The sequence below is a fragment of the Flavobacterium olei genome (assembly GCF_039749035.1).
GTDB classification, from domain to species: Bacteria; Bacteroidota; Bacteroidia; order Flavobacteriales; family Flavobacteriaceae; genus Flavobacterium; species Flavobacterium olei.
In genome coordinates this window covers 84607-97939 of the sequence record NZ_JBDKWC010000003.1, presented here as the reverse complement: position 1 = coordinate 97939, position 13333 = coordinate 84607, and the positions used below count along the sequence as shown (strand labels likewise).

Genomic DNA, 13333 nt, shown 5'->3' with positions numbered 1-13333 from the left:
TCTGATTTTTAGAAATAGTGTTTGCAAAAAATTATTAGTACGTTGCTTATAGAGTTTATTACTCCGATTGATTTTTGTCATAATGTGACAAATATCATTCTCAGCGTCTTTTCAAATTTTGTATTTTTATAATTCCAAAATAAACAACAAAATATGAAAAGCATCGTAGCCAAAGCGTTATTCAATAGTTACTCCTATATTGAATATAGAAAATTAGTAACCGATTTATTATCGGAAGGAAAATCGACAGGGAATGAGCAGTCTGAAAGCCTCACCAATTACTCCAAACTGAATGAAGCAAGGATGAACAGACTCGAAAAAACCATCATCGTTTCTGATACTGTTGCTGAAAAACTTCAAAATCTCGATAATCATTATATCTGGCTTGTACTTTCGGAAGGCTGGTGCGGAGATGCAGCACAGATTCTGCCCATATTAAATAAAATGGCTTTGGTTTCTAATAAAAAAATAGATTTAAGAATTGCGCTTCGTGATCAAAATGATGATTTGATGAGTCAGTACTTAACCAATAACGGAAAAGCGATTCCGAAATTAATTGTAATCTGCAAAGAAGCCGGAATTGTAAGAGCAGACTGGGGTCCGAGACCAAAAGGCGCAACAGAACTAATGGCAAATTATAAAAGGGAATTTGGTGTTATTGATGAAAAAATAAAAACAGATCTTCAGTTATGGTATTTGGCAGATAAAGGCATTTCTGTTCAGGAAGAATTGCTGGACATTATGGAAAATATAAAATACAACCGATTATAGATGACTTGGCAGAGGTGGATATTTAAGTTAAGTTATTGAAAACAAACAATTTGATTGATAAAATTATCTTAAAGTATTTTTTTACTGATTCAAATTTTGTAACTTAGTAAATAGAAACCCAAATCTATTATAGTTTTTGATTTACTCCTTTTATTGGTGTCTTTATTTATTGTCTAACAATTAAACTGCACTATTATGAAAAAGTTATTCGAAAAATTTTATGATTTCTTTTCTATGTATTTATTCGGAGGGAAAAGTGTGCCTCATTATTAACTGAAAATAAGTATGAAATAATATTACTTGTTTGGAGAACAGGCACATTACTGACGTAAAAAAGTAATGTGCTTTTTTATTTAATGCTTTCTTCGAACAGTGTAATGTCTATCGCATTTTTTACATCATAATCACCAATTTTTGTGCGGCGTAACACGGTTAAATGCGAACCCGAATTCATTGCTTTTCCAAAATCATAAGCAAGTGATCGAATATAGGTTCCCTTAGAGCAAACGACTCTGAAATCTATTTCCGGCAATGCTATTCTTGTGATTTCAAATTCATGAATAGTTGTTTTTCTACTTTCAATTTCAATACTTTCTCCTGCACGCGCGTGCTCGTATAAGCGAACACCATCTTTTTTAATAGCAGAAAAAATAGGTGGTTTTTGATCAATTTCGCCTAAAAATTGTTTAACTGTTTCCTGAATTAAAACCTCATCGATATGATCTGTTGGAAAAGTCTGGTCGATCTCTGTTTCTAAATCATAAGACGGAGTAGTGGCTCCAATGTAAAAAGTGCCCGTATATTCTTTTGCCTGACCCTGAAGTTCAGATATCCTTTTGGTGAATTTGCCCGTGCAGATTAATAAAAGTCCGGTTGCCAAAGGATCTAAAGTTCCGGCGTGACCAATTTTAAACTTTTTTGGAAGCCCAACTTTATTGATTAAAAGGTATTTTAATTTATTGACAGCTTGAAACGAACTCCATTTTAATGGTTTGTCAATCAATAAAACTTGCCCGTCTAAATATTCTTCAGGTGTCATTATATAATTGTAAGCGGATGAATGAAAAAGTGAATCAGTAATAAAATGATTCCGGCAATAATTCTGTAGTAACCAAAAACTTTAAAACCGTTTTTGGTTAAGAAACCAATAAAAGTTTTGATGGCCAAAAGTGCCACTATAAATGCAACAATGTTTCCAATAACCAGCATATTAATTTGGTCGTGAGACAATTCAAATCCGGCTTTATAATAATCATAGCATTTTTTTGCTGTCGCACCCAACATGGTTGGAACGGCCAGGAAAAATGAAAATTCTGCAGCAGAAGTTCTTGTTAGTTTTTGCGACATTCCGCCGACAATACTTGCTCCGCTTCGTGAAACTCCCGGAATCATGGCAAGACATTGAAACAAGCCAATTTTAAATGCTTTGGCATAGGTTATTTCTGTTGAAACTTCCGGATCGTTCGGTTTGTTAAACCATTCGTCCACTTTCAGTAAAATAATTCCTCCAATTAAAAGTGAAATCGCCACTGTAACCGGATTTTCTAATAAACCATCAATAAACTCACTTAATAATAAACCTAAAACAACTGCAGGAATAAAAGCAACCAAAAGCTTAAAATAAAAGTCGAAAGTCTGAAAGAAACGTTTGAAATATAAAATTACAACCGAAAGTATGGCACCAAGCTGAATTACAATGGTAAAAAGTTTAGTAAAATCATCATGTGCAATTCCGAAGAAAGAAGACGCAATAATCATATGTCCTGTAGAAGAAACAGGTAAAAATTCTGTAATTCCTTCGATAATGGCAAGAACAATAGCTTGTAAAGTATTCATTAATTAGATTTTTAGATAGTTAGATTGATTAGACTTCTTAGATGTTTAGATTAATAAAATAATCTAAAGATCTAAGATGTCTAAAATTCTAAAAATGTCTATTTTGATTTTTTAAAAATAGAATAAATCGTGATTCCGAAACCGATTAAGACCGTTGTAGGTGCTAAACGGATTCTTCTAAAATTAAAAATATCTTCATTAAAAACATTTGGATCCGTACTTCCTCCGCCGGACATTAGAATAAAACCTAATGCTATTACAGCAATTCCGATTAAAAGAATTTTATAATTGATACCGTCAAAAAGAAATTCCTGTTTTTGTTGCTCTTGTATTTCTGTATTGTTGTTTTTCATTTTTATTTTTTTGTTACCCTAAAAGAAGTCAAAAGTTTTTTATAGAATCTTAAATTAATAAAGATCGTCTGTTCTTAAATTTAAGAAGCGCTGTGTAGCAAAGTGCGTGCTTACCCAGGTGATCAAAATTCCTAAACCGAAAACCGCTGCCAAAACCATAGCGATAAGGGCTTTGTCTTCTAAAATTCCTAATCCCGGGAAATTGTTTTCTACATAAATTAGAAGTGCAATTAAAGCGACAATAGCCAAACCGGCGCCCAGCATTCCTAATTTTACACTTCGCATTACAAATGGTTTGCGAATAAAAGCTTTTGTGGCGCCTACCATTTGCATAGTTTTAATGATAAATCTATTAGAATGTATGGATAAACGCAGTGAACTGTTGATTAATAAAACAGCAATTACGGTAAGAAAACCACTGATGATTAAAATCCACATACTTACTTTTCTAATATTGTCGTTTACCAGATTTACCAATTGTTTGTCGTATACAATATCAGAAATCATGGTATTTTGTCTCAAACGGCTTTCAATTTTAGCAATACTGTCTCTTTCTACATAATCTGCTTTCAGGTGAATGTCGTACGAGTTCAATAAAGGATTTTCTCCTAAAAAGGTTAAAAAATCTTCACCGATAATATCAGTATGTTCTTTAGCTGCTTTTTCTTTGGTTACGTAAACAAAAGACCTTGCAAAAGGTGCTCGTTTCAATTCTTTGTTAAATGCAGTAATAGTGCTGTCTGTAGCTTCATTTTTAAAGAACACAGTCATTGCGATTTTTTCTTTAAAATCGTCTGCCAGTTTTTTAGAATTAATAATAAATAATCCCAGGACTCCTAAAAGGAATAGTACCAGAAATACACTTAAAACTACCGAAAAGTAAGAGGAAATTAACCTGCGTTTTTGAAATTTATCAAAGTTAGAACTCATAGTTTGCTTAAATTATGTCGTAAAAATAGTAAACAATTTTTTTATTTAGGTTAATAACGTTCAAAGTTTTGACTTTATTAGCATAAATGTACAATAACGAATTGAGTTTTTTTGTCTGAAAGTTTTTTTAAACCACAAAGAGATAAGAATTTTAATTTGCGAAGGACCTTAGCTTTTAAACAATTTCCATTTTAATGACATGTAATTTAGTTTTGGAAGGAAGGAATTAATTCAGGATGTTATAAAATCAATAGCATTAATTGTAATTGAAGTTAATTTTAAAATTTAAGTTTTTGAGTTTCTTTTTGAGCGAAGTCCTTGATCCGGCTTTCAATTTCATAAAAAAGAGCAATTGCATTTTCTCCGGCTTCAGTAATTTTTGCGCCGCCGCCGCCTTTCCCGCCTAAGAGTTTTTCAACAAGCGGTTTCTCAGCGCGCTGGTTCATTTCTTCAACCAGTTGCCAGGCTTGGCGGTACGCCATTTTCATTTCTTTTGCAGCATGGGTTATCGATCCGGTTTTACGGATATTTTCTAAAAGCCAAATTTTCCCAATACCAAGAAAAGCGCCTTCGGTTTCTTCAATCCAAACACGAACTTCAATTTTATAGTTCTTATTTCCTGTCATTATTTTCAGTATAAATAAGTATTTTTAATTACAATAATACGTATAATTACTTAAATTTGAATACGTGATTTGTTATTTTATTTGTTTGTCAATGAAATAGCTTTGCAACAAACAACAATAAATGTAAATTTGTGGACTTAAACTTAGAAACTTAGTTACTCAGTAGCTTAGCAACTCAAACGAAATGAAATACAATCCAAACGAAATTGAAGCCAAATGGCAAAAATATTGGGCAGAGAATCAAACTTTTGCAGCAAAAAATAATTCTGAAAAACCAAAACATTATGTTTTAGACATGTTTCCTTATCCGTCTGGAGCAGGATTACATGTTGGGCATCCGCTGGGTTATATTGCTTCAGATGTATATTCCCGTTTCAAAAGACATCAGGGTTTTAATGTTTTGCATCCAATGGGTTACGACAGTTTCGGATTGCCGGCAGAACAATATGCGATTCAGACAGGACAGCGTCCAGAAGATACAACACGCGTAAATATTGATGGCGGAGTTGACAAAGAAGGAAAACAAATTGCCGGATACCGAAAACAGCTGGATAAAATCGGATTTTCTTTTGACTGGGCTCGTGAAGTGCGTACGTCAAATCCGGATTATTATAAACATACACAATGGATTTTTATCCAGCTATTCAATTCATGGTATTGCAGAAAACAGGGACAGGCTTTTGATATAAAAGATCTGGTAGTTGTTTTTGAAGAATCCGGAAATGCTCTTGTAGAAGCAGTTTGCGATGACAACGTTAAAATTTTTACAGCCGACGAATGGAATTCCTATTCCGATGATCAAAAAGAAAAAATCCTGTTGCAATACAGATTAACTTATTTGGCAGAAACAGAAGTAAACTGGTGTCCGGGCTTAGGAACGGTTTTGGCAAATGATGAAATCGTCAACGGGGTTTCGGAGCGTGGAGGCTTCCCTGTTATAAGAAAAAAAATGACACAGTGGAGTATGCGAATTTCTGCTTATGCCGAACGCCTGCTTCAGGGTCTTAATGATATTGACTGGAGTGAATCTATCAAAGAGTCACAAAGAAACTGGATTGGAAAATCGGTTGGTGCGATGGTTACTTTTAAAGTCCAAAGTCCAAAGTCCAAAGTCCACAGTGAAACTGGACTTTCAGACTCAGAACTAGGGACTAAGGACTTATTCATAGATGTATTTACAACTCGTCCTGACACTATTTTCGGAGTAACCTTTATGACATTGGCACCAGAACATGATTTGGTAGCTAAAATTACAACTTCGGAACAGAAAGAAGCAGTTGAAGTATATATCGAAAAAACATCAAAGCGTTCGGAGCGTGAACGTATGGCCGATGTAAAAACCATTTCAGGTGTATTTACAGGAGCTTATGCCGAGCATCCGTTTACAAAAGAGCCTATTCCGGTTTGGATTGGGGATTATGTTTTAGCAGGTTACGGAACCGGAGCGGTTATGGCGGTTCCTTGCGGAGATGAAAGAGATTATGCTTTTGCAAATTTCTTTAAAGGTTCGGCGGGAATGCCGGAAATCAAAAATATCTTCGCTAATGTTGATATTTCTGAAGCGTCATACGGATCTAAAGACAATGTAGAAATTGCAAATTCTGATTTCTTAAACGGATTAAATTACAAAGAAGCAGCTCAGGCTGTTATTACAGCCTTAGAAAAAATAGGACAGGGGGCAGGAAAAACCAATTACCGTTTGCGTGATGCGGTATTTTCGCGTCAGCGTTATTGGGGCGAACCTTTCCCGGTTTATTATGTAAACGGATTGCCAAAAATGATCGATGCACAGCATTTGCCGATTATTTTGCCTGAAGTAGAGAAATATTTACCAACCGAAGACGGATTGCCGCCATTAGGAAACGCCGCAGTTTGGGCTTGGGATACCAACCGAAATAAAGTTGTTAATACGGATTTGGTTGACAATGTTTCGATTTTTCCTTTAGAATTAAACACAATGCCAGGCTGGGCAGGAAGTTCCTGGTATTGGATGCGTTATATGGATGCGCGTAATGAAAATGAAATGGCTTCCGCGGAAGCGTTAAAATATTGGGAAAGTGTAGATTTATATATCGGCGGAAGCGAACACGCTACCGGACACTTATTGTATTCTCGTTTCTGGAACAAATTCTTAAAAGACAGAGGTTTTGCTCCGACCGAAGAACCATTCAAAAAACTGATTAATCAGGGAATGATTTTAGGAACTAGTGCTTTTGTTTATAGATTACTATTAACTGATAGAGTTGAAGGTTTAGAAAATCTAATATCTTCAATTGAATTTAATGATGAAGAGAAATATTCTATTAGGGAGTTTGTTAATAAATATAATAATACAGTTTTTGTTTCCAAATCATTGTTGAAAAATCAATTGTATCCAAATATAGATTTTGCAAAATCTGGTTATGTCTCTGCAAATTTTCCTCTTTTGAAGCAGGCTCTAATTAATAAATTTCCATTTTTAGAAAAAATAATAGATGGAATAGGGTATTCAACTATTAATCCAATTCGTACTGATGTAAATTTTGTCAATTCTTCGGATGAATTAAATACAGAAAAATTTAAAGCTTGGAGAGAAGATTTTAATAGTGCTGAGTTTCTTTTAGATGAAAACGGAAAATATATTGTTGGACGTGAAGTCGAAAAAATGTCGAAATCGTATTATAATGTAATAACTCCGGATGATATTTGTGCAGAATACGGAGCAGATACATTACGTTTGTACGAAATGTTCCTTGGTCCGTTGGAGCAGGCAAAACCTTGGAATACAGCTGGAATTTCCGGAGTTTTTGGTTTCCTTAAAAAATTATGGAGATTGTATTTTGATGATAATGGTTTAATCGTAAACAACGACGAACCAACAAAAGACAATTTAAAATCATTGCATAAAACGATTAAAAAAGTACAAGATGATATTGAGAATTTCTCTTTCAATACATCGGTTTCTCAATTTATGATTTGTGTAAATGAACTGTCTTCTCAAAACTGTCATTCAAGAGCGATTTTAGAACCATTAGCCATTTTGGTTTCGCCTTATGCACCGCATATCGCAGAGGAATTATGGGCACAATTAGGAAATACAACTTCTATCTCTGAAGTTCCGTTTCCAATTTTCGACGAAAAACATTTGATCGAAACCAATAAGGAATATCCGGTTTCTTTTAACGGAAAAATGCGTTTCACTATCGAATTGCCTCTGGATTTAACCAAAGAACAAATCGAAGAAATCGTTATGAAAGACGAAAGAACCCAAAAACAACTGGACGGAAGAACTCCAAATAAAGTGATTATTGTTCCTGGGAAAATCATCAACTTGGTGGGTTAACCGAATACATTCTAAATATTTAAAATCCTAAATCCTCCCGAAGCTTCGGGATTGGGTTTGGGATTTTTTTTTTTGTTTTTTGCCACGAATTCACGAATTTTTTTTCAATTAATTCGTGAATTCGTGGCGGAAAATTACCCGAAACAATTGGAATTTGGTGCCGAAGCTTCCGGGTTTTATTGAAATTTAAAAAAACTTTGTAACATTTTAATAGTTGTCGTATCAAAAGCATGGATCCGATTATTTATAAACTTAAAAACTATTAAAATGAAAAAATATATTGTATTAATTATCGCATTCTTATTTTCCGCATTGTGCTTAAATGTCTTTGGACAGACAAAATCATATCCGTTTGAAGTGGTAAAGACGGGAAAAGGAAAACAATCAATCCTTTTTATTCCGGGGTTTGCTTCTTCCGGAGCAGTGTGGAATGAGACCAAAGCTAATTTTGAAAAAGAATTTACCTGTTATACCTTGACAATGGCGGGATTCGCCGGATTAAAAGCACAATCAGATCCTTCATTTGAAAACTGGAAAAATGAAATTGCTGCTTATATCAAAGAAAATAAAATTGAAAAGCCCATTCTAATTGGACACAGTATGGGCGGCGGATTGGCTCTTGCCCTGGCTGCAGATTATCCGGAACTAATAGGGAAAATTGTGGTTGTTGATGCGCTTCCATGTCTTGCGGCTTTGAGTGATCCTTCTTTTAAATCGAAAGAAAATATAGATTGTTCTGCAACTGTAAAGCAAATGACAGAACTTACGGAAAGTCAGTTTTATGATATGCAAAAACAAACGATGCCGAGACTTTTGGCAGATCGGTCTAAATTGGAAATGGTTGTTGACTGGAGCGTAAAATCGGACAGGACTACATTTGGGCAAATGTATTGTGACTTTTTTAATGTCGATTTAAGAGAAAGGATTTCTAAAATAAAATGTCCGTCGTTAATTTTATTAGAAGCCTATTTTATAAATTTAAAGCCGGCAATCGACGGACAATATCAAAACCTGAAAACGGGTAATTTTAAATATGCGTCTAAAGGCCTGCATTTTATAATGTATGATGATACAGCTTGGTATGTGGAGCAGTTACATAATTTTATAAAATCTTAAAATGGAATTCGAAGAAATTTACAGAATTTACTGGGACAGGATTTTCAGGCTTTGTATGGGTTTTGTAAACGATTATGACGCCGCACAGGATTTGGCTCAGGAAACGTTTATTATCGTCTGGCAGAAGTTGGAGACCTTTAGAAATGAATCGGCTATTGGAACCTGGATTTTCAGAATTGCTTCCAATAATTGTTTACGGCAGATTGAAAAACAAAAACGTTTCCCAAAATCAGAATTGCCAGTTCATCTTTCAGAAGAAAAACAAAATTCAACAGAACCTCAGATTCAGTTTTTGTATAAATGTATCGCAGAACTTCCGGAAACGGACCGTATTATTATTTCATTAGAATTAGAAGATGTCAAACAAGCAGAAATAGCTAAAATAGTCGGGCTTTCTGAAGCCAATGTGAGAGTGAAAATTCACCGAATCAAAGAAAAACTGACTCAAAAATTTAAACAAAATGGATAATATAAATTTCAACGATTTATGGAAAAAACAAACCGTAAGTCAACCCAATATAGAAGATTTGAAAAATAGATTGAAGGAGTTTAAAAAAGCGGCTTTAAAAACCATGTGGAAAGTGAATATCCTGCTTTCACTAACATCTGTTTTTATTGTTTTTATCTGGATTTATTTTCAGCCGCAATTTATTTCGACAAAAATCGGAATTGTTTTAACGATACTGGCAATGGTCATGTATGTGATTTTGTACAATAGATTATCAGAACATTACAGAAATATAGACACAGATCAAAGCAATCAGGAATATCTTCAAAAATTGATTTTAATTAAAAGGAAACAGCAATTTATGCAGACTAAAGGAATTACCTGGTATTTTTTGCTGTTAATTGCAGGAATCTGTTTGTATATGTATGAATATGCGTCGAGAATGAATATTGAATTCGCAATTTTGACTTATGCCATCACACTATTATGGATTGGCTTTAACTGGTTTTATCTACGTCCGAAACAAATTAAAAAACAACAGCAGAAAATAAACAGTCTAATTGAAAAGTTTGAAGAAGTTGACCGTCAACTCGAAATATAAAAAAGAAAAGCTTCGTAATTACACGAAGCTTTTTCTTTACCAAAAGCAAAATTAAATCCTGATCCTAAATTACATAGGGAAAACGTGCGCTGTAAGAGACAGAACAATTATTCCATCGCTATTTGCTGTTGCAGTTAATTCGTTTTCCAATTTTCCTCCAATGTACATTTTTCCTGTTAAAGTTTGTCCCGGAGAACCACCAAATCCACTAGCACTTATTGTTGCTCCCGGTGATTTGGCATCGGCAGTAAATTCCTTTGTCCATGGAAGTTTTGTAATATCTTCATTTAAAGCATTTCCGCCTTTTTCCAGGTAAGTTGTAGAAAGCTTTCCTGTGTAGTTTCCTGTGATTTCATATTTCACATCTCTTGAACCTGAACCTGAGTTGTTATCGTCGTTATCGCTGCTGCAGGAAACTGCTGTAAAAGCAAGTGTCAATACAATCGCTAAAGTTTTAAATACTGATTTCATAATAAAATTCTTTAATTAATATTTGGATATATAACAAAATTAGACCCTTAAAACAGAGGGTACAATACCTGATAAAATGTATTTTGTATTACCTGATATCAGGTAAAAGTTGACGATTTCTTTTATAAAGTCATTAAGCTTTAATAACTTTGAGTAAATGCCACATTTATGAAGAAAATCTACGCCGTCTTATTTTATTTACTTTTTACTTCAATTTCAAATTCACAGGTAATTTTGTCCTTAGACGATGATACAGTTTATATTGACAGTATTGTTAAGGTTACCAAAAATCTAAAATCAGACAGTATTAAAAGTCTGAACAGTTTCAGGTTGTCCAAACTTTTTTTAATGGTGCAGAATCCTGAAAAATCTAAAGAATATCTAAAACAGGCCAATCAGTTAAAAATAAAATATCCGTTTTTAAAGGATGCTTCTCTTTATTACAATGCGTACCGTTTTTTAGAAAAAGGAGATTTGGATGGTTATGAAAAAGCGCTGTTTGAAGCCAATGAAAAACTAAAAAAATACCGAAACAAGGAAGCGTATAAACTTCGTGCGGTTGTGCTTCAGAATTATGGTATTGTACAGCAGCATAAAAATAACGAAAAGGCCTATATGAAACTGCTGGTGAATGAAGCAATTCCCATTGCTAAAAAAAGCGGCGATTTTGAACTCATTAGTGGTCTGAGTAAAGCCGTTGCTATTATTTTTATGAATAATGACGAAAGGGAAAAAGCGTCAGAATACTTAAATCAGGCACAGCGATATATTGAAAATGCAACTAAAAAATCTGCAACTCTGGCCGAATCCAAAATGGAAACCTATATTATCAATGCAGAGAATCTGATAGAACTCAAACATTTTTATGATGCAAAACAGATTTTGGATAAGGCGTTTTCCATTTTAGGAAAATATCCCGATTCGAACCTGAACGATTCTTATTATTATTCTGAAGGTATTTATTATTCTAAGCAAAATAAACATAATGAAGCGCTGATAAGTTTTGAAAAAGGGATCCAATCGGCGCAAAAACACAATAATGCAATAGCGTTAAACCGTCTTAAATTTGCCGAATATGAAGTGCTTTTCAAATTGAAAAATTATGATAAAGCCAAAACAAATATGGAGTATCTGGTAAAAAACACCCCTTTTATTGTTGATAAGAAAAACTATTACAAGGAGTTGTCAAAGATATATAATGCAAAAAAAGAGTTTTCGAAGGCCTATTATTATTCGAACAAATACAATATTATAAATGACAGCCTGAACAATGCCAATTTAAAAAATGAAATTGTAGAACTTGAAGCAAAATATAAAAAAGCAGAAAGCGAGAAAAAAATTGGTCTGTTACAGTCAGAAAATGAAAAAGCCGTTTTACAGGTTAATAATAACCGATTGAATATGATGCTTTTTGCGGTACTTTCTTTTGTTCTGTTTTTGACAGTTTTGTTTTTGTGGAGCTGGAATAATTATCAGAAAAAAATCAGTTTTCAGAAAGAAGTAAATTACCAACAGGAACTCGAGGCGCTGGAAAATCAGCAGAAATTATCGATTTCAAATGCTTTGATTGAAGGCGAAGAAATCGAGCGAAAAAGAATCGCAAGGGAATTGCACGACGGACTAGGCAGTATGCTTTCGGGTTTGAAAATGCATTTGAATCTTGCTGACCGCGAAAACAAAGAAATTACTCCAAATATCAACGGAATGCTGAATGATTCTATCAAAGAACTTCGGAATATTTCTCAGAATTTAATGCCCGAGAGTTTAATGAAACTGGGTCTGGAACATGCACTAAGAGATTTGTGCGATGCTCATTCTACTGCAGAAACGGCGATTGAATTTCAATATCTGAATAAAAAATCAACCTTGCCGCAGCATTTTAAAACCATGGTTTTCAGAATCATTCAGGAACTTTTAAACAATGCCTTAAAATACGCAAAAGCAACACAAATCCTGGTTTCCTGTTCACAAAATAAAGATGTATTTTTTATCACTGTTGAAGATAACGGAATAGGATTTAATGTTGAAGAAGCAGAAAAGAGAGGCGGAATGGGGCTTCGGAATATTAAAAACAGAGTGGCATTTTTAAATGGAAAATTAGAAATCGATTCTGTTCCGGAGAAAGGAACCTCAACTTATATTGAATTAAAATACAACACCAATCATGATCATAAAATATAAAACAGTAATAGTAGACGATCATCCGATTGTGATTTCAGGAATTGCAGGTTTACTTGCAGATTTAAAAAACATCGAAATTGTAGAAAAATTTCCCTCTGGAATAGCACTTTTAGAATATATTGAAGACCATAAAGCCGATTTGATTTTAATGGATATTTTTCTTCCGGTTATAAATGGAGTTGATTTGTGTAAAATGATCAAACAAAAGCATCCGAAAACGGTAATTATCGGGATGAGCAGTCAGTCTGAAAGAAGTCTGGTTATGCAGTTTATCCAGAATGGAGGAAATGGCTATATTTTAAAAAATGCTTCTTTTGATGAATTCAAAAACTGTATTTATAAAGCTATTGATGGTGAAATTGTTTTTAGTGAAGAAGTAAAAACCATTATCAGTCAGCCCTTGTCTGAAGATTTAGAGCGAATTCCGGGTTTAAGCCGAAGAGAACGCGATATTGCTCTTTTGCTTTCTCAGGGAAAATCCACTCAGGAAATAGCCGATGATTTATTTCTGAGCTTTCTGACGGTTCAAACCCACAGGCGCAACATTCTTCAAAAATATAAAATGAAAAATGTAGCAGAACTGATTGCTTTTTTATTGAAGAACAATATGCTGAATTAAGTCAAAACAGGAAAAAAAATGTCAAGTTGTCATTTTGTTAAAATGGTTCATAATTTGCA

General features: G+C 33.9%; 13 protein-coding genes. 7 read left to right on the top strand and 6 right to left on the bottom strand.

The features are described 5' to 3' along the window. Positions 1-153: 153 nt before the first annotated feature. Entirely contained in the window at positions 154-771 is a 618-nt protein-coding gene (locus ABEB31_RS08170) for a thioredoxin family protein (protein WP_347050893.1), read from the top strand. A gap of 349 nt (positions 772-1120) precedes the next feature. Here ABEB31_RS08170 and truB read toward each other — a convergent pair whose 3' ends face one another. The 5 genes from truB to ABEB31_RS08145 form a co-directional block, all read right to left on the bottom strand. Beyond that, a complete protein-coding gene (truB, locus tag ABEB31_RS08165; protein WP_347050891.1) occupies positions 1121-1810 on the bottom strand; it encodes a tRNA pseudouridine(55) synthase TruB in 690 nt (229 codons plus the stop codon). Beyond that, complete coding sequence (locus tag ABEB31_RS08160) at positions 1810-2607, bottom strand: undecaprenyl-diphosphate phosphatase (RefSeq protein WP_347050890.1); 798 nt, start codon at positions 2605-2607, stop codon at positions 1810-1812. Before ABEB31_RS08160 ends, truB begins: the two co-directional genes overlap by 1 nt. A 98-nt stretch (positions 2608-2705) precedes the next feature. Next, entirely contained in the window at positions 2706-2960 is a 255-nt protein-coding gene (locus ABEB31_RS08155) for a DUF3098 domain-containing protein (RefSeq protein ID WP_347050888.1), read from the bottom strand. A 54-nt stretch (positions 2961-3014) separates the two neighbouring features. Next, a complete protein-coding gene (locus ABEB31_RS08150) occupies positions 3015-3890 on the bottom strand; it encodes a cell division protein FtsX (RefSeq protein WP_347050886.1) in 876 nt (291 codons plus the stop codon). Between the two features lie 278 nt (positions 3891-4168). Beyond that, entirely contained in the window at positions 4169-4516 is a 348-nt protein-coding gene (locus tag ABEB31_RS08145) for a winged helix-turn-helix domain-containing protein (protein ID WP_347050885.1), read from the bottom strand. A gap of 184 nt (positions 4517-4700) precedes the next feature. Here ABEB31_RS08145 and ABEB31_RS08140 point away from each other — a divergent pair, with 184 nt between their 5' ends. From ABEB31_RS08140 to ABEB31_RS08125, 4 genes are all read left to right on the top strand, one after another. Further along, complete coding sequence (locus ABEB31_RS08140; RefSeq protein ID WP_347050883.1) at positions 4701-7838, top strand: leucine--tRNA ligase; 3138 nt, start codon at positions 4701-4703, stop codon at positions 7836-7838. Positions 7839-8105: 267 nt separating this feature from the next. Beyond that, a complete protein-coding gene (locus tag ABEB31_RS08135) occupies positions 8106-8954 on the top strand; it encodes an alpha/beta hydrolase (protein WP_347050881.1) in 849 nt (282 codons plus the stop codon). 1 nt (position 8955) lies between these two features. Next, positions 8956-9423, top strand: coding sequence for an RNA polymerase sigma factor (locus ABEB31_RS08130; protein ID WP_347050880.1), 468 nt, complete (start codon positions 8956-8958; stop codon positions 9421-9423). Continuing rightward, positions 9416-10003: a hypothetical protein gene (locus tag ABEB31_RS08125; protein WP_347050878.1), complete on the top strand. Its 588-nt coding sequence runs from the start codon at positions 9416-9418 to the stop codon at positions 10001-10003. Before ABEB31_RS08130 ends, ABEB31_RS08125 begins: the two co-directional genes overlap by 8 nt. A 69-nt stretch (positions 10004-10072) precedes the next feature. Here ABEB31_RS08125 and ABEB31_RS08120 read toward each other — a convergent pair whose 3' ends face one another. Next, positions 10073-10474, bottom strand: coding sequence for a hypothetical protein (locus tag ABEB31_RS08120; RefSeq protein ID WP_347050876.1), 402 nt, complete (start codon positions 10472-10474; stop codon positions 10073-10075). Between the two features lie 168 nt (positions 10475-10642). Between ABEB31_RS08120 and ABEB31_RS08115 the strand changes: the two genes are divergently transcribed. After that, a complete protein-coding gene (locus ABEB31_RS08115; RefSeq protein WP_347050874.1) occupies positions 10643-12655 on the top strand; it encodes an ATP-binding protein in 2013 nt (670 codons plus the stop codon). Next, positions 12639-13274: a response regulator gene (locus ABEB31_RS08110; protein ID WP_347050873.1), complete on the top strand. Its 636-nt coding sequence runs from the start codon at positions 12639-12641 to the stop codon at positions 13272-13274. The genes ABEB31_RS08115 and ABEB31_RS08110 overlap by 17 nt, the downstream gene beginning before the upstream one ends. Positions 13275-13333 lie beyond the last annotated feature (59 nt).